Below are 22,163 nucleotides of genomic sequence, written 5' to 3'. Positions count from 1 at the left end.
GTGGTGGCGGCCAGGAGCGTGATGGTGCGGTCCTCGACGGCGCCGAGCAGGGAGTCCTGCTGGGTCTTGGTGAAGCGGTGGACCTCGTCGATGAACAGGATCGTCTGCGGGCCGCCGGTGCGGCGCACGCGGCGGGCCTCGTCGATCGCGGCGCGCACGTCCTTGACGCCGGAGTTCAGGGCCGACATGGCGCGGAATCGCCGGTCGCCGGACTGGGCGACGAGGTGCGCGATGGTGGTCTTGCCGGACCCGGGCGGGCCCCACAGGATCACCGAGAGCGGCTGGCGGCCCTCCACGACCTGGCGCAGCGGGGAGCCGGCGCCGAGGAGGTGGTCCTGCCCCACGAGCTCGTCGAGGGTGCGGGGGCGCATGCGCACGGCCAGCGGCTCGTCGCCGGTGGCCGCGCCGGTGCCGAGGATGCCGCTCCCGCGCGCGTGCTGCGGATCGGGCGGCTGGGCGATTTCGAACAGGCCAGGTGCGTCCATCTCGCCTTCAGCGTAAGGCATCCGCCGGAGCCGGACGCAGAAGCGAGGGGACGCCGCCGGGCCCGCGCACACCGAAGGCCGCCGCACCGGTCGGTGCGGCGGCCTGTCGCATACGGATCAGCGGCGGACTAGAGACCTGAGCCCATGAACTCCTCGAACGGGACGAGGTTCTCCGAAGCGGGGGCGGTGATGTCGTACGAGCCGCCGATCTCGACGACCTCGCTGGTCATCACCATGGTCATGCCCTCGGTCTCGGGGAGGGTCATCGACATGGTCTCGAGCAGGCCGTCGTCGTCCAGCGCCACGGTGACTTCGATGGACTCCAGGGCGGCCGTGTCGGCGGCGGTCGCGCCCTCGGTGAAGGCGCTCAGGGCCTCGGAGTCGGCGGCGAGGGTGCCGGTGTAGGTGTTGTCGCCGGTCTCCTCCACGTTCTCCAGGCTGGCGAGCATGTTCTCGGTCTGGGAGGCGAGGTCCATGCCGCCGAACTGGGAGTAGACCTCGGCCATGTCGCCCTCGGTCACGTCGGCGGTGAACCAGACGTCCTCGCCGTACTCCTCGGTGAGGCCGTCGAACATGCCGCCGGTGATCTGGATGTAGGCGGTCTCGCCGACCAGGATCGTCTCGGTGTGCATGTCGCCGAAGAGCTCGGCGAGGCCGGGCTCCATCTCCTCGCCGGAGGCGCCGGCCATGGCGCTCATGAGGATGTCGCCGGTGGACTGGGCGTTGTCGCCGTCCACGACGGTGGTCATGGTGACGAACTCGGCGCCGTCGAGGGTCATGGTCGACTCCATCTTGTAGGAGTCGTCGGAGAGGCCCTGGAAGGCGGCCGCGACGGCCTCCTGCGGGCTCAGCGCGACGGCGTTGTCGCCGCCGTCGCCGGTGCCGCCGCCGGCGGTGTCGTTCTCGCCGTCGCCGCAGGCCGCCAGGCCGAGGCCGAAGGCGGCCACGGCGGCGACGCCGGCGAGGCGTACGGAGGTTCGGGTGCGCATGGGTGTGCTCCTGGGGTCTGGGGATTCCGCGTTCCTGGTCCGAGCTTAAGCGACGCCTTCAACGCGGTGGGGTACAGCGACGGCGAGACCTGGACACAGCGGGCGAACCGAGTCTACGATGGCAATTCCATTGAAATACATCTATATCATGATTTCTCCGCTTCCCGTACCGGCACCACGAGAGACAAGGAGCATCCATGCGACGCAGACTGCCCGCCATCGGCGCGGCCCTGGCGGGGCTCGCCCTCGCCGCGGGGGCCACGACCGCCTCCGCGCAGGAGGACCCGGCGCAGACACCGGGGTTCGACTTCGCGAACGGCGACACCGTCGCCACCGGCCTCACGATCCCGTGGGGGCTCGCGTTCCTCCCCGACGGGATCTCGGGGCTCGTCGCCGAACGCAATTCAGGCGACGTGCTGCGCATCGGCACCGACGCCGACCCCGCGGTCCTGGGGACCCTGGAGGTCGCCGGGGGCACCGGCTCGTTCGACGAGCGCGGGCTCCTGGGCCTGGCCGTCTCCCCCACGTTCGCCACGGACGGCTGGGTGTACGCGTACCTGTCCACAGAGGAGGACAACCGGGTCATGCGGTTCACGCTCGACACCTTCGATCCCCAGCCGATCGTCACCGGCATCCCCTCGGCGCTCAACCACAACGGCGGCCGCCTGGCGTTCGGGCCGGACGGCAAGCTGTACATCACCACCGGCGACGCGAACGACACCGCGAACGCCCAGGACCTCGACAGCCTCGGCGGGAAGATCCTGCGCGTGAACCCGGACGGCAGTGTGCCCGAGGACAACCCGTTCGCGGGCTCGCCGGTCTACACGTGGGGCAACCGCAACGTGCAGGGCCTGTCGTGGGACGAGGACGGTGACATGTACTTCTCCGAACTCGGCCAGAACACCTGGGACGAGCTGAACTTCGGTGTGGCGGGCGGCAACTACGGCTGGCCCGAGGTCGAGGGCACCGGCGGGGGCCCGGAGTTCGTCGACCCGATCGCCACCTGGACCACCGCGGAGGCGTCGCCTTCGGGGGCCGAGGTCGTGGACGGCACCGCGTACGTCGCGGCGCTGCGCGGCCAGCGCCTGTGGACGGTCCCGGTCGCGGACGGCGAAGCGGGCGAACCGGTCGCGGAGCTCGTCTCGACGCTGGGCCGCATCCGCACGGTCGAACTCGGACCGGACGGCTACCTGTGGGTGACCACCTCGAACGGCAACGGCACCGACAAGGTGGTGCGCTACCGGCCGATCTGAAGGTGAATATGCGACAGCGGCCCGCGGATCGCATCCGCGGGCCGCTGTCGTCGGTTCAGACGCCGTCGGTGCCGGCCTCGGTGGTCGGCTCCTCAGTGGTGGGTTCCTCGGTGGTCGGCTCCTCGGAGGTGGGCTCCTCCGTGGTCGGCTCCTCGGAAGTGGGGTCCTCGGAGCTCGGCTCCTCGGAGGTGGGCTGCTCCGAGGTCTCCTCGTCGGAGGTGCGGTCGTAGTCGTCGTCGGTCTCGTCCTCGGTGGAGGGTTCCTCGGAGGTCGGCTCCTCGGACTCGCTGACCGAGGCCGAGGGGGTCGGCGAGTCGCCGTCCTCGATCTGGCCGGCGTCGTTGTTGGCGTTGATCCACCAGATGAGGCCGCCGATGAGGGCCAGCGCCAGGATGACCCCGATGACGATGAACCACAGGCCGGTGCGCTTCTTGTCCTCCGGCTGGCCGAGCTGGCTGGTGGGCTGGGCGGCGGTGTCGCCGCCCGCGCCCGCGGCCATGCCGCCGATGAGGGCGGTCTGGTCGGAGCCGAAGTACTGGGTCTGGTCGCCGTCGGGCGGAGTCCCTCCGGCGACGGGGATGCTGCCGGTGATGACGCGTCCCTCGCGGGCGGAGCGGGCCATGTCGGCGGCGGAGGCGTAGCGGGCCTTGGGGTCCTTCTGGAGGGACTGGAGCACGACCTGGGCGACCCCGGGCGGGATGTCGCGGGAGAGCGGCGGCGGGGCCTGCGTCATGTGGCCGTTCATGACCGCGACGGGCGTGTCGGAGACGAACGGCGGGCGGCCCATGAGGGCCTCGTAGGCGACGATGCCGAGGGAGTAGAGGTCGCTGGCGCCGGTCAGCTCGGCGCCGTTGAGCTGCTCGGGCGAGGCGTAGGCGAGGGTGCCCATGACGGTGCCGGTCTCGGTGAGGCCGGAGGCGCCGCGGGCGGCAGAGATGCCGAAGTCGACGATCTTGGCGGCGCCGGTCTCCTCGTCGACGAGGAGGTTGGCGGGCTTGATGTCGCGGTGGATGATGTCGTGGCGGTGCGCGGTCTCCAGGGCGTCGGCCGCGGCGGCGACGAACTGCATGACCTCGGCGGGCGGGAGCGTGCCGCGGTCCTTGAGGATCTCGGCGAGGGAGCGGCCGCGCACGAGTTCCATGACCAGGTAGGAGACCAGGCCGTCCTCGTCGGTGGTCTCCTCGCCGTAGTCGTAGAGGGCGACGATGCCGGGCGACTGGAGGGCGGCGACGGCGCGGGCCTCGAGCTGGAAGCGGGCGCGGAACTTGTCGCTGTTGGAGAGTCCGGCGTGCAAGATCTTGATGGCCACGGTGCGTCCGAGCCGGGTGTCGGTGCCCTTCCAGACCTCCCCCATGCCGCCCGCGGCCAGCCGTTCGTCCAATCGGTAGCGCCCCGCCACCGAGGTCCCGCTCTGCACGTCGAACCGCTCCTCTTACTCCTGCATCGGCCGGATGTTACATATATCAGCCGTCACCGGGCCGCGGCCACTTCTCAAGGACTCCTGCCAAATCGGATGACGCTGAGGGGCGGCCCGGCACGCCGGGAACGAGTGCGGCCCGAGCCGTCGGCTCGGGCCGCGCACTACGACATCGTAGGGCTAAGAGGCAACGGGGTCGGTACCCGCTTCCTCCTCTTCCGGCTCCGGAACGTAGTCGATGCCGGCCTCGGCGCGCTGCTCGGGCGTGATCGGCGTCGGGGCCGAGGTCAGCGGGTCGACGCCGCCGCCGGCCTTCGGGAACGCGATGACGTCGCGGATCGAGTCGGTCCCGGACAGGAGCATGCAGACGCGGTCCCAGCCGAGGGCGATGCCGCCGTGGGGCGGGGCGCCGTACTTGAGGCCGTCGAGGAGGAAGCCGAACTTCTCCTGGGCGTCCTCGTGGGTGAGGCCGAGCACGTCGAAGACGCGGCTCTGGACCTTGGCGTCGTGGATACGGATGGACCCGCCGCCGAGCTCGTTGCCGTTGAGGACGATGTCGTACGCGTAGGTGAGCGCGTTCGCCGGGTCGGTCTCGAACTTGTCGACCCACTCGGGGTTGGGCGAGGTGAAGGGGTGGTGGATCGCGGTCCAGCCGCCGTCGTCGGTGGGCTCGAACATGGGGGCGTCGACGACCCAGCAGAACGCCCACGCCTCGGGGTCGATGAGGCCGGTGCGCCGACCGACTTCGAGGCGGGCGGCGCCGAGGAGCTCCTGGGCCCCGCGGCGGTCGGTGCCGGCGGCGAAGAACACGGCGTCGCCGGCCTTGGCGCCGACGGCGTCGGCGAGCCCGGCGAGGTGGTCTTCGGAGAGGTTCTTGGCGACGGGGCCCTTCGGTTCGCCGGTCTCGGCGTTGAAGGTGATGTAGGCGAGGCCCTTGGCGCCGCGGGCCTTGGCCCAGTCCTGCCAGCCGTCGAGCTCCTTGCGGGTCTGGCCGGCGCCGCCGGGCATGACGACCGCGCCGACGTAGCCGCCGGCCTCGATGGCGCCGGCGAAGACGCGGAACTCGGTGCCGCGCAGGTAGTCGGTGAGTTCGACGAGCTCCTGGCCGAAGCGCAGGTCGGGCTTGTCGGAGCCGTAGCGGTCCATGGCGTCGTGCCACTGGAGGCGCGGGATCGGCAGCGGGACCTCGTGGCCGGCGAGCTCGGACCAGAGGGCGGCGACGATGCGCTCGCCGAGGTCGATGATGTCGTCCTGGTCGACGAAGGACGCCTCGATGTCGAGCTGGGTGAACTCGGGCTGGCGGTCGGCGCGGAAGTCCTCGTCGCGGTAGCAGCGCGCGATCTGGAAGTACTTCTCGAAGCCGCCGACCATGAGGAGCTGCTTGAACAGCTGCGGGGACTGCGGCAGGGCGTACCAGGTGCCGGGCTGGAGGCGCACGGGCACGAGGAAGTCGCGGGCGCCCTCGGGGGTCGAGCGGGTGAGGGTGGGGGTCTCGATCTCGACGTAGCCGTCCTCGGCGAGGAGGTTGCGCGCGATGTGGTTGGCCTTGGAGCGCAGGCGGATCGCGTGGCTGGGGCCGGTGCGGCGCAGGTCGAGGTAGCGGTGGCGCAGTCGCACGTCCTCGGAGACGTCCACGTGGTCGTCGATCTGGAACGGCAGCGGCGCGGCCTCGGAGAGGACCTGGAGCGCGGTCGCGTTGATCTCGATCTCGCCGGTCGGCAGGTCGGGGTTCTCGTTGCCGTCGGGGCGGCGCGCGACGGTGCCGGTGACGGAGACGCAGAACTCGTTGCGCAGGCGCTGGGCCAGTTCGGCGGCCTCCGAGTCGCGGAAGACGACCTGGACGACGCCCGAGGCGTCGCGCAGGTCCACGAACTCCACCCCACCGTGATCGCGGCGACGCGCCACCCATCCGGCGAGGGTGACTTGCTGGTCGACGTCAGCGGCACTCAGCGTGCCGGCGAGGTGTGTCCGATACACGGGTTCAAAACTCCCTGGCTGTGGAGACCCGGACCGCGTCCGAAGGCGGGCCTGGGGCGATCTGTCACGGCGCCGCGCCGGCGACCGGTGGCCGGTCGGCGGGGCTGGCGACAATCGTATAACCGCGGGGGTTGCGAAAGCGCGCGCGTATCGCGAGGCACGGCGGGGGTCACCCGGCGGAGCGGGCCGTCAGCGGGCCCGTCCGGGCGGGAGGACGGAGGGTCCGTCTCGCCGCGACCGCCCGGAGTTCAGCGCGCGAGCGCGCTGAATCCGAGCAGTCTGACGACCACGTCGAGGAAGCGGCGGGCGTCGGCGACGATGGAGTCCGCCTCCTCCACCGTGACGATGTCGGGGATGCCCGCTTGGGCGAGCACCCGCTTGCGGGCGGTGCGGGCGAAGTGGGAGGCCCACTCCTCCAGTTCCGGCGCGACGTTGCGCAGGAGCTCCCAGGTGCTCGACGGGCGGCCGGGGCGGCGCCTGCCGGTGGCGTCGCCGGCGCGCACCGCGAGGACGGCGACGGCGACTCTGAGGGCGGCCATGTGGGCCTCGGCGTAGCGCTCGCCGGGGCGCACGCGCTCGGCGGCGTCGTCGAGGTCGGCGCGGGCGGTGGCGAGCAGTTGCAGCGGTGAGCGGTTGGGCAGCTGGTCGGCGGGGATGCGCAGCCGTGAGTTCGAGACGGTGCCGGCCTGCACGAGTCGGGGCGAGCCGGTTCCGGCGGTCGACAGGGTTGAAGATGGCGCGGTTGAAGTCGACACGCTCGAAGTCGATCGGGTGGCTCCGGGTCGGGAAGCAGCCATGGTGGCCTCCTTAACCTGTTCGAACTTGCGTTCGAGAAACATGGAACCACAGGGGTACGACATTTCCAACCCCCAACTTCGCGCACGATCAGCGATTCACTACGGAGTGTCGCCCATCCGACAGCGGAATCCTTGCGCAGCAATGGGAAAGGGCCGCGAGCCCGGAGGCTCGCGACCCTTCCCCTTCGCTTCCGCTTCATGCGGTGTTCGAACGCACCTGCACGGGCGGCCGCGCTTCGCCGCCCGTGGGGGCGGCTACTCGGTGACCTCGTCGACCAGGCGCAGGTGCCCGCGGGCCTCGTCGTGGCGGCCCAGGCGCTGGAGCGTCCGGCCCAGGAGCAGGCGGGCGTAGAAGTCCGCCGGGTTGTCCTCGACGATCTTCTCGGTGAGCGCCAGCGCCTTGTTGAGCTGCGCGGACTTGAAGTAGGCGCGCGCGGCCATGAGCATGACGTCCGGGTGGTCGGGGTGGTCGCGCAGCAGCGGCTCCAGGAACTTCAGAGCCGCGTGCGGGTCCTTGGCGGCGAGCATCTCCTCGGCGTCGCGCAGGCGCTGGGTCTCCTCGGGGACCTGGCGCCCGCGGGCGTCGGAGTCGATGAAGGCGGCGATCTGGTCGTCGGTGATGTCGTCGTAGCGCATGCCGCCCTCAACAGCGCCGGGCCCGGGCGTATTCCGGTCAGTCGTTGCGCAGGGCGGCGGCGACCACGATGACGAGCTGGAGCAGGCCGAGGGCGGCCATGAGCATCCAGGCGGTGATGGTGATGGTGACGACGCCCTCGGACCAGGCGGCGTACTGGCCGCCGCCCGCGACGGCGATGACGCCGCAGGCCCCGAAGCCGACGGCGACGACGACCTCGCGGACCGATCGCTCGCCGAGGGTGACCATGCCGAGGTCGTTGAGGCCCACTTGGCGGGCGCGCAGGCGGGTGAGGACGTACATCCAGCACAGGGCGCCGGTGACGGCGACGGCCCAGCCGGGGGCGCCGAGGAACCACAGGGCGAGGAGCCAGGAGGCCTCGGCGAGGCGGGCGGCGAGGGGTTCGAGGACCAGGAGGCGCCGGGAGAGGCTGGTGGAGCGGGCGGCGAGGAGGGTGTAGGAGGCGTCGCACATCGCCGTGACCGCGATGAGCGGCAGGGAGACGAGGACGACCGGCCCGCCGGCGAGGACGCAGAAGGGCACGAAGAGGCTGGCGGCGAGGCCGACGCCGACGACAGCGCCGGGCTTGAACCGCGTGGAGAGGATGACCCGGCCTACGAGGGAGTCGGCGGGCACTCGGGTGCGCATGGGTCCTGTTGTAGCAGACGGCATCACGCGTGAATTCGCAGCATCGGACATAGTAGAGGACTCTACGTGTTGCCGGGGTGACCGCAATCCCTCGGGCAGGTGGCACGGTCTGGCGGCACGGTATGGCGGCGCGGTTTGGTGGCACGGTCCGGTGGCGCAGTCAGGTGCCTGGCGGTCGGGCCCGCGGTCCCGGTTCCCTACGGGCGCAGGTTCTGCCAGACGCGGCGCGTCGAGCGCGAGTGGTTCAGGGTGGTGAAGTGCAGCCCGGGGGCGCCCTCGGCGAGGAGCCGCGAGCCGATGTCGGTGGCGACCTCCACGCCGATGTCGCGGATCGCGTCCCGGTCGTCGCCGACGGCGTGGAGGCGGTCGGCCAGCGCGGACGGGAAGTCCATGCCGGTGAGGACCGCGAACCGCTCGATCTGCCTGATGTTGGTGATCGGCATGATGCCGGGGACGATCGGCAGGTCGCATCCGGCCTTCGCGGCGGCGTCGCGCAGGCGCAAGTAGTCCTCGACGCCGTAGAAGATCTGCGTGATCGCGAAGTCGGCGCCGGCGCGGCACTTCTCCACGAAGTAGCGCACCCCGGTGTCCCAGTCGACGTCGCGCGGGTGGCCGTCGGGGAACGCGGCGACGCCGACGCTGAAGTCCCCGGACTCCTTGATGAGCTCGACGAGCTCGCGGGCGTGGAGGATGCCCTCGGGGTGCTGCACCCACTCGGCGCGGGGGTTCCCGGGCGGGTCGCCGCGCACGGCGAGGATGTTGCGCACGCCGACGTTCGCGAAGTGGCCGATGAGGTTGCGCAGCTCGGCCACGGAGTGGTCCACGGCGGTGCAGTGGGCCATGGTGAGCAGCGTGGTCTCGGCGTTGACGAGGTTGGTGGTCTCGACGGTCTTCTGCCTGGTCGAGCCGCCCGCGCCGTAGGTGACGGAGACGTAGTCGGCCCCGAGGCGCTCCAGGTCGCGGATGGTCCGCCACAGGACGCCGTCGGCCCGCTCGTCGCGCGGGGGGAACAGCTCGAAGGAGAACTTGGGCTCGCCGGTGCGCAGGAGGTCGCCGATCTTGGCGGCCTTGACCGGCATCACGCTGGGCGTCCCGAGTGTCATGCGCTCAACGGTAACCGTCCTGGTACACGTGTGCTGACCTGCACTCGAGGACACCCAACAGGTGGGACGCGCCGCAGCTCGTCTAGCGTTCGGGGCGTGGAGCTCAACGAGCGCGTCGACGCGGCCCTGGCGGCCTTCCTGGACCGGCAGGCCGCGGTCCTCTGCGGCATCGACGAACGGCTCGGCGCCTACGCCGACGCGGTGCGCGACTTCGTGCTCGGCGGCGGCAAGCGCCTGCGCCCGGCGTTCGCGTACTGGGGCGCGCGCGGGGCGGGGCTGGAGGACTCGGACGAGCTGGTCGCGTGCGTGTCGTCGCTGGAGCTGCTCCAGGCGTCGGCGCTCATGCACGACGACCTCATCGACGGCTCGGACACGCGGCGCGGCGCGCCCGCGGTGCACCGGCGGTTCGCGTCCCTGCACGAGTCCGAGGGCTGGTCGGGGCGGCCCGGCGAGTTCGGGGCCGCGGCCGCGATCCTCCTCGGGGACCTGTGCCTGGCCTGGTCGGACGAGCTGTTCTGCGCGGCCGGGATGCCGTTCGCGAAGGTCGCCGCGGCCCGGGGCGACTTCGACTTGATGCGGACCGAGGTGAGCGCCGGGCAGTACCTGGACGTCCTGTCCGAGGTGCGCCGGGACGTCTCGGAGGCGACCGCCGCGAAGGTGGCCCGGTACAAGTCCGCGAAGTACACGATCGAGCGGCCGCTGCTCATCGGCGCGTCGCTGGCGGGCGCGGACGAGCGGGTGCGCGGGCACTACTCGGCGATCGGGCTGCCGCTGGGCGAGGCGTTCCAGCTCCGCGACGACGTGCTCGGCGTGTTCGGCGACCCGGCGCAGACCGGCAAGCCCGCCGGGGACGACCTGCGCGAGGGCAAGCACACGTTCCTGGTCGCGCGGGCCTCCGCGGCGGCCGACGCGGCCCAGGCCGCGGCCCTGGACGCGAGCCTGGGCGACCCGGGCCTGGACGCCGAGGGCGTGGCGCGGCTGCGGGCGGTCCTCATGGACACCGGGGCGCTGGCCGACACCGAGCAGCGGATCGAGGCGCTGGCGGCCGAGGCCGGGGCGGCGCTGGAGGCGTCGCGCGCGGACGTGGACCCGGCGGCCCTGGAGGTCTTCGCGGGTCTGCTGGTGAAGGCCGTCAAGCGGGACTTCTGAGGCGCGGGCGACCCGAAAGGATTCGGGTCTTCGCATGACCCCCGCACGGGTGACCTGTCGGTAACCCGGTCCCGCCTCCCTCGTTAGTCCCGGTGACGGATCACGAACGGACGGTGGGGACAGGTGGGAATCTTCGGTGCCATCAGGCGCGAGACCTCGGGTGCGGTGCGCTCGCTCGGATACGACCTGCGCCGCTCGAAGCGGTTCCGGCGGATCGGGGTGATCGCGGTCGCGACGGTCGCGGGCGGGGTGATGGTCACGGGCGCGCTGGTGCGCGGCGAGCCGGTCCCGGGCCTGCCCGGGATGGGCGGGGGCGACGACGCGGACATCATCGAGGGCTGGTTCGGCCTGGGCGCGGACACGACCGGGCAGGACGCCGAGGCGGGCGAGACGGCCTCGCCGGAGGCCCCGCGCGGCGGCGACGGCGCCGAGCCCGAGGCGGACGGGCCGCCCGCCGGGACGGCCTCGCAGGACCGCGGGACCGGCGCCGGCACGGGCAACGGGCGCGACCCGGACCTGGTGCCGATCGGCGGCGGCGACGACACGGCCGTGCCGACCGAGGAGGAGAGCCCGACCGACCCGCCGGCCACGGAGGAGCCGACCGGGGAGCCCACGGAGCAGCCGACCACCGAGGAGCCCACGCAGGAGCCGACCACGGACGCCCCGACCGAGGAGCCGACCGCGAGCGAGTCGGTGTCCGCGACGGCGGCGCCGACCGAGGCGCCCACGGAGGCCCCGACCGAGTCGGCCGCCGAGTCCGCGACGGAGGCTCCGAGCGAGTCGGCGAGCGGCCAGGCCCAGCAGGCGCCGCGGACGGCGTTCCCGCCGGTGCCGCGCAAGGGCCCGGTCGGCGGCTAGGTCATTGGCCCAGGGCCGCTCAGGACTTCTTCGCGCTCGCGGCGCCCTTCTTCTGGTCGAGCTCGGTCCTGATCGCGGTGATGTTGCGCTTGACGGCCGCCACGTCGGGGCTGTCGGGCCGGTCCTCGCCGCGGCGCTGGTCGCGGGCGACGAGCGTGGCGAGGTTGACGAGTTCGCGCTGGAGCTGGCGCAGGAGCGCCGAGGCGTCCTTGCCCCAGCGCTTCTCGGCCCGCTTGCGGGCCCGGCGCCGCGAGCGCAGCGAGCGCATCTCGGTGAGGTCGTCGGTGGTGATGACCGCTTCGTCCTCGTCGGACATGGTGGTGACGAACCAGCGCCACTCGGCGCGGGCCGCGAAGCGGTACAGGACGATGAACAGGCCCAGGATGATGAGGCCCTTGCCGTAGGTGAGCGGGATGCGCAGCCCGGCCGGGAACGCGTCGGGCATCGGCAGGTTCCACAGGCCGTGCATGCCCAGGGCCAGCGCGAACAGGCCGATCATGACCCCGAGGCGGGTGCCGAGGCGGCGGCGGGTCTGGGTCACGAAGAACGCGATGCCGAGCCCGGCCGCGCCGGTGTAGAGCGGGTGCGAGAACGGGCCGGCGACGAGCACGCGCGTGAACGTGACGGTGAGGGCCCCGGCCATGTCGGAGTTGGGGTTCAGGGCCGCGAAGTTCACCGCGTACGTGAGGTTCTCGACGATCTGGAAGCCCAGGCCCACGAGCGCGCCGTAGATGAGGCCGTCGATGGAGCGGTCGAAGTGCTCGCGGACGATGAGGACGAGCATGACGACCCCGAGGGCCTTGAGCCACTCCTCGTTGACCGGGCCGATGATCGCGGGCCCCCACGTGCGGGCCCATTTGGCGTCGGCGAGTTCGGCGAGGACCACGAGCGCGGCGTTGTTGGCGAGCATGGAGAGCGCGACGGCGACGATGCCGCCCCAGGCCATCGCGGCGGCACGAACCGTGGGAGGTTCGCGCTCGAAGAGGTCCAGGCGGGAGAGGATCTGGAGGAACACGACCGCGAGCACGGCGTTGACCGCGATGGAGGCCCACAGGGCGGTCGCGATGTCGCCGTAGTCGGGTGAGAAGACGCGGCCGAGTTCGAGCAGGCCGTAGACGAGGCAGGCGACGAACAGCCAGTAGGCGGGGCGGCGGATGCGGATGAACGCGCCCTGGCTCTCGACGACGATGCGCTCGGTGCGGACGGTCACTTGCCCTCCAGCGTGAACGTGGCGACGTACGGGTCGGGGTCGAGGTCCTTCGCGCCGGGGTCGGCGCCGGGGGCGATGAGGACGAGGATCGCGGCGGCGCCCTTGTCGTTGCCGACCACGGTGATCGAGCCGGCGCTGTCGATGCCGATGATGTCGGCGCGGTAGCCGGCGAGTCCGGCCCCGGCGTGCTCGTAGGGGCGGACGTTGTTGTACACGTAGCCGTTCTGGGCGATGACGGTCTGGACGCGGCGGTCGAGGAGGCGTTCGAGGCTGTCGACGCCGGAGTCGACCTCGACGGAGGCCGTCAGGTGGTCGAGCACGAAGTTCTGGCGCTGGTCGGCGAAGTGGACGCCGGGGCTGGTCCAGCCGCTGCCGGGGAGCTCGTATTCGAGGCCGGCGCCGGCGACGGGGTAGGACTGGAGGAAGAGGGTGTCGCCCTCACCGATGTTCTGGACCGAGTCACCAAGGGCGCGTTCGAGTCCGAGCCACACCGCGACCGGCAGCGCGATGGCGACGGCCGCGAGGACGGCCTGCCACATGCGGCCGTGCTCCAGCCCCAGCCGGTTCAGCCGAATGGTGACCTCAGCCAACGCGTCCCCTCCCCGAGCCCCTGACACACGTGGTTCAAAGGTACGGGAAGGGGACCGCTGTCTGTCCGGTTTTCGGCCGGGACGCGGGCCGGTGCCGGGTGGGCGGCCGCGGGGCCCGCGCGGTGGTGTTCGGCCCGGTCAGACCTTGGTGATCCAGCCGTGGTCGTCCTCGGTGCGGCCGTACTGGAGGTCGAGGAGCGTCTGGCGCAGCTGCATGGTGAACTTGCCGGCCTCGCCGCCGCCGATGGTGAAGGCGCCGTCGCGGCCCTTGACGGTGCCGACCGGGGTGATGACGGCGGCCGTGCCGCACGCGAACGCCTCGGTGAGCTGCCCGGACTCGGCGTCGGTGCGCCAGCGGTCGAGCGCGTAGCGGGACTCGCGGACCTCCCAGCCGGCCTCGGTGGCGAGCGTGATGATGGCGTCGCGGGTGATCCCGGCGAGGATGGTGCCGAGCTCGGGGGTGTACAGGACCCGCTCGTTCTCGTAGACGAAGAACAGGTTCATGCCGCCGAGTTCGTCGACGTACTTGTACTCCACGGCGTCGAGGAAGATCACCTGGTCGCAGCCGTGCTCGATGGCCTCGGACTGCGGCAGGAGGCTCGCGGCGTAGTTCCCGCCGGCCTTGGCCGCGCCGGTGCCGCCCGGGCCGGCCCGGTTGTACTCGTCGGACACCCACAGCGTCAGGGGCTTGGGCCCGCCCTTGAAGTAGGCGGCGGCCGGGGAGGCGATGAGGAGGTACGTGTACTCCTTCGCGGGCCGCACGCCGAGGAACGCCTCGGAGGCGATCATGTACGGGCGCAGGTAGAGCGTGGCCTCGTCCTGGCTGGGGACCCAGTCGCCGTCGACGGCAAGGAGCTCGCGGATCGAGGCGAGGAACCACTCCTCGGGGAGGTGGGGCATGGCCATGCGGGTCGCCGAGATGTTGAGGCGGTGCGCGTTCGCCTCGGCGCGGAACAGGCCGATGCTCCCGTCCTCGTGGCGGTACGCCTTGAGGCCCTCGAAGATCTCCTGGGCGTAGTGCAGGACCGCGGCGGCCGGGGAGACGGTGAGGGGGCCGTAGGGCTTGAGGGCGGCGTCGTGCCAGCCCCGGCCCTCGGTCCAGGTCATCTGGAACATGTGGTCGGTGAACACGGTGCCGAAGACGGGGTCGGCGAGGATGCGCTCGCGCTCGGCGTCCGGGGTCGGGTTCGGGTGCGGCTCGCGCCGGAGGTCGGGAAGACCGTCGGTGGTCATGATCTGTCCTTCGGATTCACAAGGTCGTGTGTACTTGGCGTCACTGGTCCTGACGACTAACTTACCGCTCGTTCAGGTGGTCGGGCGGCAGGCTCGGACCAGGGTCGCGACATGGAGAAACGCCCGGCGAGGCGCTTGGTTGAGCGCGGGCCCGCCGGGCGCTGAAGCTGTTGCTTGGGTCTAGCTGAGCTGTCCGGCGACGTCGGCGGCTACTCGGTCGCCCACCTCGCCGGTGCGGATCGGGGTCGCGCCGTCGCGGGAGGCGAGCTCGCGCTCGACGGCGGCGTTGACGGCCACGGCGGCGTCGGCGCGGCCGAGGTGCTCCAGCAGGAGCGCGGTGGAGGAGATCGCGGCGACCGGGTCGGCGATCCCCTGCCCGGCGATGTCCGGGGCCGAGCCGTGCACGGGCTCGAACGTCGACGGGTGCGTGTGGTCGGGGTTGATCGAACCCGTCGCCGCCAGGCCGATGCCGCCGGTGACGGCCGCGGCGATGTCGGTGAGGATGTCCCCGAAGAGGTTGTCGGTGACGATGACGTCGAACGTGTGCGGGCGGTTCACCAGGAACATCGCCGCCGCGTCCACATGCTGGTACTCGGTGGTCACGTCCTGGTACTCGGCGGCCACGTCGTCGAAGGTCCGCTTCCACAGGCCGCCGGCGTGCACGAGCACGTTCGTCTTGTGGACGAGCGTGAGGTGGCCGCGGCGGCGGCGGGCGCGCTCGAACGCGTCGCGCACGACCCGCTCGGTGCCGTAACGGGTGTTCAGGGACTCCTCGGTGGCGATCTCTGCAGGAGAGCCGGTGTGGAGGTTGCCGCCGGCGCCGGTGTACAGGCCCTCGGTGCCCTCGCGGACGACCACGAAGTCGATGTCGCCGGGCTTGACGTCGGCCAGCGGCGAGGACGCGCCCGGGTACAGGCGGCTCGGGCGCAGGTTCACGTACTGGTCGAACTCGAAGCGGAGCTTGAGCAGCAGGCCGCGCTCGAGGACCCCCGGCGGGACGCTCGGGTCGCCGATGGCGCCCAGGAGGATCGCGTCGTGCTCGTCCAGTTCGGACAGGACGCTGTCGGGGAGGACCTCGCCGGTGCGGTTGTACAGGCGCGCACCGAGGTCGTACTCGGTGTACTCGTAGCCGGGGAGGGCCACGGCGAGCACCTTCTGCGCCTCGGCGATGACCTCTTGCCCGATGCCGTCGCCTGCGATGACCGCGATCCTGCTCATGGTGCCTCTCTGGTTTCGGTTGCGTCCCGCTCCGCGCACTCGGACCCGTCCGACTGCACGACCGGATCCCTCCGGAATGGAGCCCGGAGACGGGGAATGCGGGGCGGGTGCGTTCACCATAACGCACCCGTCCCGCATTCCGACGAACGGCTCTCAGCAGATGGAACGCCTTCCGGGAACCCCTGCCCGCGAGGTCAGTCCTTGAGCGTGACGCCCTTCGCACCGGTGGCGCCGACCGAGTCCTTCACGTGGTCGAGCACCTCGGCGGGCACCGGCGCGTCGAGGGCCATCGCCATGACGGCCTCGCCCCCGGCGGCCTTGCGGGCCACCTGCATCGCGGCGATGTTGATGTTCAGGTCGCCGATCGCGCCGCCGATGAGGCCGACGACGCCGGGGCGGTCGGTGTAGCGCAGGAACAGCAGCGACCCGTCCAGGTCGATGTCGAGCTCGAACCCGTCGATGTCGGTCAGCCGCGGGCCGCCGTGCGGGCCGGAGCTGATCGTGCCCGAGACCTGGAGGCCCCGGCCGTCGACCATGGCGCCGCGCAGCGTCAGGAGCGTCTGGTACTCCGGCGACTCCGGCGAGGTGTACAGCCCGACCTCGACCCCGCGCTGCTCGGCCACGAGCGGCGCGTTCACGTAGGTGACCGAGTCGGCCACGTCCACGAACAGGCCCTTGGAGGCCGCGAGCTGGAGCACCGAGACGTCGTGGGCGACCACGTCGCCACGGACCTCGACGGTGACGGACTGGACGGCCGAGCCGGCCAGCGCGTTGAAGGTGCGGCCCAGGCGCTCGGCGAGCGTCAGCAGCGGGCGGACGTCCTCGTGGACGACCCCGCCGGCCTGCACGTTCGCGGCGTCGGGCACGAACTCGCCCGAGAGGGCGAGCTTGACGCTCTTGGCGACCGCCAGGCCCGCGTTGTCCTGGGCCTCGCGGGTGGAGGCGCCCAGGTGCGGCGCGGCGACGACGTTGTCGAGCGCGAACAGCGGCGAGTCGGTGCAGGGCTCCTTGACGAACACGTCGAGGCCCGCGGCGGCGACGCGGCCGTCCTGGAGCGCCGCGGCGAGCGCGTCCTCGTCGATGAGGCCGCCGCGCGCGGCGTTGACGATCCGCACACCGGGCTTGACCTTGGTCAGGGCGTCCTCGCCGATGATCCCCACGGTCTCGGGGGTCTTCGGGAGGTGGATGGTGATGAAGTCCGCGACCGACAGGAGCGTGTCGAGGTCGACCAGGCGGACGCCGAGCTTCGCGGCGAGCGCGGGCTGGGCGTACGGGTCGTAGGCGACGACGTCCATGTCGAAGGACTGCATGCGGGTGGTGACGAGCTGCCCGATCTTGCCGAAGCCGACCACGCCGAGGGTCTTGCCCTGGATCTCGACGCCGGTGAACTTCTTGCGGTCCCAGCGGCCGGCGCGCAGCGACGCGTCGGCTCGCGCGATGTGGCGGGCGCTGGCGAGCAGCAGCGTGATGGCCTGCTCGGCGGCGGACACGATGTTCGAGGTCGGCGCGTTGACGACCATGACGCCGCGCTCGGTGGCGGCGGGCAGGTCGACGTTGTCGAGGCCCACGCCCGCGCGGGCGACGACCTTGAGCTTGGGCGCGTGTTCGAGCGCGGCGGCGTCGATCGTGGTGGCGGAGCGGACGATCACGGCGTCGGCCTCGACCAGTGCGGCGTGGAGCGAGTCCACGTTCGTACCGTCGATCTCCCGGACGTCGAAGTCGCCGGAGAGGACCTCGATCGCGGCGGGGGCGAGCTGGTCGGCGATGACCACCACGGGTTTCGGTTCGGTCATGGGTACCTCGCAAAGGTAAGGAGCAACGGAGGACCGGGCGCGGCGCTGCGTCGTCGCGGCCATCGTATGTCGATCGCGTTAACGACTCCTTACCGACCTGCCGCGTTCCGGATGATGGAACACCCCGACCCCGCCAACCCCACAGGTCACTCCGGTGCCATGTCCGCCGCGCTCCGGTGTCGTACCCGTCTCGCACCGGTCTCGGACCCGTGCCGCACTTCGCGCCCCGCCGCACCGCGTCGTACCCGTCTCGCAGCAGCCTCGGACCAGCCTCGGACCCGTGGCGCAACTCGCGCCCCGCCGCACCGTGGTGTCACACCCCCGAGTGACAGTTGAAAACGGGGGCGCAAGTGAACACGAGGACTCCTCGATCCGGACCCGCCCCCGGCTGCAACAGTGCCCGCCGGGTCCGACACTGTCGGACCCCCGCGCCACACTCGAATCGGGGGGCGCTCAGCGCCGCCCGCCTCGCGGGCACCCCAGGCACCGCCGGTGTCGGCCCGCCTGGCTCGTCTGCTGCCGCCGCTCACGCGGATCGGTCGCAGCGATCGCTCCCGCAGACCGCGGTCCAACCGTGCTCGCTACTCGAAGTGCGCGTTCTCGTCCAGGAGCTCGGCGGCGTCGCTCTCGGCCTCGGCCAGGACCTGCTTGACCACGGGGATCGCGATGCCGGAGTTGTAGCCCTTGCGGGCGAGCATCCCCACGAGCTTGCGCAGCACCGCATCGTCGCTCTGGCCCGCCAGCGAGCGGTAGCGGCGGCGGGCCAGCTCCAGGGCCGCCTCGCGCTCGTCCTCGTCGCTGACCTGCTCGACGGCGGCGTCGATGAAGTCCGGGTCCACGCCCTTGCGGCGCAGCTCGCCGACGAGCGAGCGCTTCGAGAGGCCGCGCGAGCGGTGGCGGGACTCGACCCACGCGCGGGCGAAGACCGCGTCGTCGATGAGCCCGACCTCGGCGTAGCGCTCCAGGATCTCGGTGACGATGTGCTCCTCGAAGCCCTTGCGGCGCATCGCGTCCCCGAGTTCGGTACGCGTCCGGGGCCGGCCCGACAGCAGATCGAGACAGTACTGCCGGGCCGCTTCCGGGTCGTTCGGCTTAGAAGTCGACCGGGGCTTCTGCAATCTCGTCCTCGATCGTGGCAGGGGCGTCCGCGGCGGCCGCGTCGACGCCGAGCTTCTCCTTGATCCGCTTCTCGATCTCCAGGGCCAGGTCCGGGTTCTCCTTGAGGTTCGCCCGGGCCTTCTCCTTGCCCTGTCCGAGCTGGTCGCCCTCGTACGTGTACCAGGCGCCCGACTTCTTGACGATGCCGTGCTCGACGCCCATGTCGATGAGCGAGCCCTCCTTGGACACGCCGATGCCGTACAGGATGTCGAACTCGGCCTGGCGGAACGGCGAGCCGACCTTGTTCTTGACGACCTTGACGCGGGTGCGGTTGCCGACGGCCTCGCCGCCGTCCTTCAGCGTCTCGATCCGGCGGATGTCGAGCCGCACCGAGGCGTAGAACTTGAGCGCTTTACCCCCGGCGGTGGTCTCGGGCGAGCCGAACATGACGCCGATCTTCTCGCGGAGCTGGTTGATGAAGATCATCGTGGTGCCGGTGGTGTTCAGGCCGCCGGTGATCTTGCGCAGCGCCTGGCTCATGAGCCGGGCCTGGAGGCCCACGTGCGAGTCGCCCATCTCGCCCTCGATCTCGGCGCGCGGCACGAGCGCCGCCACCGAGTCGATGACGATGAGGTCGACCGCGCCGGAGCGGACCAGCATGTCGGCGATCTCCAGGGCCTGCTCGCCGGTGTCGGGCTGGCTGACCAGGAGGTCGTCGACGTTCACGCCCAGCTTCTCGGCGTAGATCGGGTCGAGCGCGTGCTCGGCGTCGATCATCGCCGCCACACCGCCCTCGGCCTGCACGTTCGCCATCGCGTGGAGCGCGATCGTGGTCTTACCGCTCGACTCCGGGCCGTAGATCTCGATGATGCGGCCCTGCGGCAGGCCGCCGACCCCGAGGGCCACGTCGAGCGCGATGGATCCGGTCGAGATGGTCTTGACATTCTGCTTCGGCTTCTCGCCCAGCCGCATGACCGAGCCCTTGCCGAACTGCTTGTCGATCTGGGCCAGCGCGAGATCGAGCGCCTTGGCCTTGTCCTGAGCGGAATTCATCCCGCCTCCCTTGGATCCTGTCTGCTTAGCCATGTCGAATACGGTAGCCGCACCCACCGACAACGTAGGTCAACGGCTTGTTCGAACAGGGCGCATCTCGCAAGACGAGGGAACCGCCGGTTACCGCACGAGCCGCGCCGGGACCCGCTCGGGCCACGCCCGGCACACCGCCATCCACACGGCCTTCGCGTTCTCGCCGTCGGCGAGCGCCTGGTCGATCGTCCGCCCCCCGAGCTGCCCCAGCGTGAGGTCGGCCGCGACCGACTTCGCGTAGCCGGCGCCGAAGGTCTCTTCCATCCGGTCCCAGAAGTCACTGAGCTTCATGCGCCGCTCCCCCGCCGTCCGCGCCTGTCCATGGGGACAACGGTAGGCGACACCGTGGCCCGCGGCCAATCCCAGGTGGCAAGATTGCCGGGTGCCTCGCGTCAGCCAAGAACACCTCGACTCGCGCCGCCAGCAGATCCTGGACGGCGCCCGCTCGTGCTTCGCCAAGTTCGGCTACGAGGGCGCGACGGTCCGGCGGCTGGAGGAGGCCACCGGGCTCTCCCGCGGCGCGATCTTCCACCACTTCCGCGACAAGGACGCCCTGTTCCTCGCCGTCGCCTCGGTCGACGCGGCCGAGATGGCCGCGACCGTGGCCGAGCGGGGCCTGGTCGGGGTCATGCAGGACCTGACGGCCGGGGCCGACAAGCCCGAGATCTCCGGCTGGCTCGGCACCCAGCTCGAGGTGGCGCGGCGCCTGCGCACCGACCCCGAGTTCGCCGAGGCGTGGGGCAGGCGGCGGGAGGCGATCGCCGAGGCCAGCCGCGAGCGCCTGGAGCACCAGCGCGAGATCGGCGTGCTGCGCACCGACGTCGACATCGACGTCCTCGCCGGGTTCCTCCAGCTCATGTACGACGGCCTCGTCCGCTACCTCGCCACCGGCCGCGACGACCTCGACATCACGCGCATCCTCAAACTCGTGGAAGAGGCGGTCCGCCGCCACTGAGGACCGCTCGTCTACGATTCCGGCGTGAGCCCCTCTCCATCACACCGATCCCTCGCGCCCCGAACCGCCTCGAAACTCGCATGCGTGCTCTGCCTGGCACTGCAATGGGGCTTCGTGCCCTGGGCGCTCCTGTCAGCCGCACTGTTCGGCGCGCTCGTCGTCGCGCTCGCGAGCGACTACCCCCTCTGGATCGGCCTGGCCGCGGGCGCGCTCGTCGCCGTGACCCTCCTGGCCCCGCTGCTCGATGCGGTCCGCGCCGTCTGGGCTCCCCTGCGGGGCGAGCCGGTGGACCGCGAGCAGGCCCCGGCACTGTGGGCGCTGATCGAGGAGACCGCCGCCGCGGTGGGCGGCGCCGTTCCCGACGTACTCCTCGTCGACCACCTCTCCACGGTCTACTCGCAGCACGAGAAGCGGGACGGCCGCACGCACTACACCCTCCTGATCGGACTCCAGGTCGTCACGCCGCGCACGCTCGGGCAGTTCCGGGCGTTCCTCGGCAGCCACCTGGCAGGTTCCGCCTCGTCGTCGGCGTCGATCGAGGGCCAGGTCTGGTCCTGGCACCTCTACTTGCAGACCGTGTTCGCCAAGTACGCCCTGAACCCGCTCAATCTGGCGCTGTGGCCTTACGCCGCACTGTGCTTCGCGGTGAGTTCGCGGATCACGGCGGCGCGGGTGCTCGTGGGCGACCAGGCCGCGGCGCGGTTCGCGGGCGGCGCGAACACCTGGTCGACGCTCGCCGAGGCGCAGGTGCTCGACCGCCTGGGTCCCGAGTTCGACCGGACGCATCTGCTCCCGGCCATCGACGCGGGGCTGCTGCCCTTCGACATCGTCGGAGGCTTCGTGCAGTACCTCGACAGCGTGCACGAGCGGCGGGCGGCCCTGCGCGCCGAACCCCTGACGGCCGCGCGCGCGTGGAACGCCACCCATCCGCCGCTGGCGCGCCGGGTCGCGGCCGTGGTCGACGTCCCCGGGGACCTCCGACCCGGCGACGAGGCCCCGGCCATCGGCGTCTTCGCGGACGCCGCGGCGATCGCGGCCGCGGTCGACGCCATGTGGTCGGTGCCCGGCACCGTCCGCGGCACCTGGGAGGAGGCGGCCGAACGCCTGGAGCTCCGCATGCACCGCAACCGCGCGACCCTCGCCTACCGGGCGATGGGCCGACTGCTCGGTTCCTCGCGGGCGAGCCTCGACGCGCTGCTCGGCGAGATCGAGACCGGAAGGCGCGACGAGCTGTTCCTCGCACTCGACCGGCGGGGCTTCCCTGCCGGCGGCCTCGCCTCGATCGTGGCGATGGCGGCGATGCGCTCGCAGGAGATGAAGTACGAGGTCAGATGGGGCGAGGGGACCGGACTCGTCGGCGCGGACGGTCGGCCGTTCGAACCGAAGGAGCTCATCGCGCCGCTCTTCGCGGCTGAGCCCGACCCGGACGCGGTCCGCAAGGCGCTGGCCGATCGCGGCGTGGACCTGCACCGTGCGGTCGCCGAGGGGTGACCGGAGGGACGACATCGGCAGGCCGTTCGAGCTCGTCGCCGAGGACGCGGCGGGAGTAGCGCGGTCGGCCGGGGGCGGCAGGGTACTCCTGCCGCTCTCTTCCGCTGCTTGGGATGGAGCGCGCAAATCGACGCAGTCTTCTGAAGACGTGTAATATTTACATACCTAGATATTTGTTG

General features: G+C 71.6%; 21 protein-coding genes and 1 pseudogene. 5 read left to right on the top strand and 17 right to left on the bottom strand.

What is annotated here, in order from left to right:
* Both BLS99_RS24290 and BLS99_RS24285 read right to left on the bottom strand, forming a co-directional pair.
* Positions 1 to 485, bottom strand: a 485-nt coding sequence (locus BLS99_RS24290; RefSeq protein ID WP_143034942.1) for an AAA family ATPase, incomplete at its 3' end; no start/stop codon positions are given.
* A 128-nt stretch (positions 486 to 613) separates the two neighbouring features.
* The gene (locus BLS99_RS24285) at positions 614 to 1,474 is read right to left on the bottom strand and encodes a hypothetical protein (RefSeq protein WP_091054314.1); all 861 of its coding nucleotides are present in this window, start codon (positions 1,472 to 1,474) and stop codon (positions 614 to 616) included.
* Between the two features lie 197 nt (positions 1,475 to 1,671).
* Here BLS99_RS24285 and BLS99_RS24280 point away from each other — a divergent pair, with 197 nt between their 5' ends.
* Positions 1,672 to 2,727 (top strand): PQQ-dependent sugar dehydrogenase, encoded by a 1,056-nt coding sequence (locus tag BLS99_RS24280; RefSeq protein WP_091054313.1) that lies wholly within the window; start codon positions 1,672 to 1,674, stop codon positions 2,725 to 2,727.
* A 55-nt stretch (positions 2,728 to 2,782) separates the two neighbouring features.
* Here the strand turns inward: BLS99_RS24280 and BLS99_RS24275 are convergent, their stop codons facing one another.
* From BLS99_RS24275 to metF, 6 genes are all read right to left on the bottom strand, one after another.
* Entirely contained in the window at positions 2,783 to 4,144 is a 1,362-nt protein-coding gene (locus BLS99_RS24275; RefSeq protein ID WP_091054312.1) for a serine/threonine-protein kinase, read from the bottom strand.
* A 180-nt stretch (positions 4,145 to 4,324) separates the two neighbouring features.
* Complete coding sequence (gene aspS / locus BLS99_RS24270) at positions 4,325 to 6,121, bottom strand: aspartate--tRNA ligase (protein ID WP_091054311.1); 1,797 nt, start codon at positions 6,119 to 6,121, stop codon at positions 4,325 to 4,327.
* A 248-nt stretch (positions 6,122 to 6,369) separates the two neighbouring features.
* Complete coding sequence (locus BLS99_RS24265) at positions 6,370 to 6,876, bottom strand: SAV_6107 family HEPN domain-containing protein (protein WP_218126838.1); 507 nt, start codon at positions 6,874 to 6,876, stop codon at positions 6,370 to 6,372.
* 297 nt (positions 6,877 to 7,173) lie between these two features.
* A complete protein-coding gene (locus tag BLS99_RS24260) occupies positions 7,174 to 7,554 on the bottom strand; it encodes a tetratricopeptide repeat protein (protein WP_091054310.1) in 381 nt (126 codons plus the stop codon).
* A gap of 37 nt (positions 7,555 to 7,591) precedes the next feature.
* A complete protein-coding gene (locus BLS99_RS24255) occupies positions 7,592 to 8,200 on the bottom strand; it encodes a hypothetical protein (RefSeq protein ID WP_143034941.1) in 609 nt (202 codons plus the stop codon).
* A 197-nt stretch (positions 8,201 to 8,397) separates the two neighbouring features.
* Positions 8,398 to 9,303, bottom strand: coding sequence for a methylenetetrahydrofolate reductase [NAD(P)H] (gene metF, locus BLS99_RS24250; RefSeq protein WP_091054308.1), 906 nt, complete (start codon positions 9,301 to 9,303; stop codon positions 8,398 to 8,400).
* Positions 9,304 to 9,399: 96 nt separating this feature from the next.
* Between metF and BLS99_RS24245 the strand changes: the two genes are divergently transcribed.
* Both BLS99_RS24245 and BLS99_RS24240 read left to right on the top strand, forming a co-directional pair.
* Positions 9,400 to 10,452 (top strand): polyprenyl synthetase family protein, encoded by a 1,053-nt coding sequence (locus tag BLS99_RS24245; protein WP_091054307.1) that lies wholly within the window; start codon positions 9,400 to 9,402, stop codon positions 10,450 to 10,452.
* 123 nt (positions 10,453 to 10,575) lie between these two features.
* A complete protein-coding gene (locus BLS99_RS24240) occupies positions 10,576 to 11,310 on the top strand; it encodes a hypothetical protein (RefSeq protein WP_091054306.1) in 735 nt (244 codons plus the stop codon).
* Positions 11,311 to 11,329: 19 nt separating this feature from the next.
* Here the strand turns inward: BLS99_RS24240 and BLS99_RS24235 are convergent, their stop codons facing one another.
* The 9 genes and pseudogenes from BLS99_RS24235 to BLS99_RS24200 form a co-directional block, all read right to left on the bottom strand.
* Positions 11,330 to 12,520, bottom strand: coding sequence for a PrsW family intramembrane metalloprotease (locus tag BLS99_RS24235; RefSeq protein ID WP_091054305.1), 1,191 nt, complete (start codon positions 12,518 to 12,520; stop codon positions 11,330 to 11,332).
* Positions 12,517 to 13,110, bottom strand: coding sequence for a hypothetical protein (locus BLS99_RS24230; RefSeq protein ID WP_143034940.1), 594 nt, complete (start codon positions 13,108 to 13,110; stop codon positions 12,517 to 12,519). Before BLS99_RS24230 ends, BLS99_RS24235 begins: the two co-directional genes overlap by 4 nt.
* A gap of 138 nt (positions 13,111 to 13,248) precedes the next feature.
* On the bottom strand, positions 13,249 to 14,343 hold the full coding sequence (locus BLS99_RS24225; RefSeq protein WP_091054303.1) for a branched-chain amino acid aminotransferase: 1,095 nt from the start codon (positions 14,341 to 14,343) through the stop codon (positions 13,249 to 13,251).
* Positions 14,344 to 14,523: 180 nt separating this feature from the next.
* Positions 14,524 to 15,561: a 3-isopropylmalate dehydrogenase gene (locus BLS99_RS24220; protein ID WP_091054302.1), complete on the bottom strand. Its 1,038-nt coding sequence runs from the start codon at positions 15,559 to 15,561 to the stop codon at positions 14,524 to 14,526.
* Positions 15,562 to 15,755: 194 nt separating this feature from the next.
* Complete coding sequence (gene serA, locus BLS99_RS24215; RefSeq protein ID WP_091054301.1) at positions 15,756 to 17,354, bottom strand: phosphoglycerate dehydrogenase; 1,599 nt, start codon at positions 17,352 to 17,354, stop codon at positions 15,756 to 15,758.
* Between the two features lie 581 nt (positions 17,355 to 17,935).
* Complete coding sequence (locus tag BLS99_RS24210; protein WP_245712396.1) at positions 17,936 to 18,361, bottom strand: regulatory protein RecX; 426 nt, start codon at positions 18,359 to 18,361, stop codon at positions 17,936 to 17,938.
* A 3-nt stretch (positions 18,362 to 18,364) separates the two neighbouring features.
* A pseudogene (locus tag BLS99_RS27830) lies at positions 18,365 to 18,472 on the bottom strand (recombination regulator RecX); the annotation flags it as partial.
* A complete protein-coding gene (recA, locus tag BLS99_RS24205) occupies positions 18,447 to 19,505 on the bottom strand; it encodes a recombinase RecA (protein ID WP_091054299.1) in 1,059 nt (352 codons plus the stop codon). The gene recA and the pseudogene BLS99_RS27830, both read right to left, overlap by 26 nt.
* A gap of 120 nt (positions 19,506 to 19,625) precedes the next feature.
* Positions 19,626 to 19,829: a DUF3046 domain-containing protein gene (locus tag BLS99_RS24200; RefSeq protein ID WP_091054298.1), complete on the bottom strand. Its 204-nt coding sequence runs from the start codon at positions 19,827 to 19,829 to the stop codon at positions 19,626 to 19,628.
* A 91-nt stretch (positions 19,830 to 19,920) separates the two neighbouring features.
* Here BLS99_RS24200 and BLS99_RS24195 point away from each other — a divergent pair, with 91 nt between their 5' ends.
* Complete coding sequence (locus BLS99_RS24195) at positions 19,921 to 20,493, top strand: TetR/AcrR family transcriptional regulator (RefSeq protein ID WP_091054297.1); 573 nt, start codon at positions 19,921 to 19,923, stop codon at positions 20,491 to 20,493.
* Between the two features lie 84 nt (positions 20,494 to 20,577).
* Positions 20,578 to 21,984 (top strand): M48 family metalloprotease, encoded by a 1,407-nt coding sequence (locus BLS99_RS24190; RefSeq protein WP_091054296.1) that lies wholly within the window; start codon positions 20,578 to 20,580, stop codon positions 21,982 to 21,984.
* The last annotated feature ends 179 nt before the right edge of the window (positions 21,985 to 22,163 follow it).

The organism is Glycomyces sambucus (assembly GCF_900102815.1).
Lineage (GTDB): Bacteria > Actinomycetota > Actinomycetes > Mycobacteriales > Micromonosporaceae > Glycomyces > Glycomyces sambucus.
This window is presented reverse-complemented; position numbering and strand designations above follow the sequence as displayed.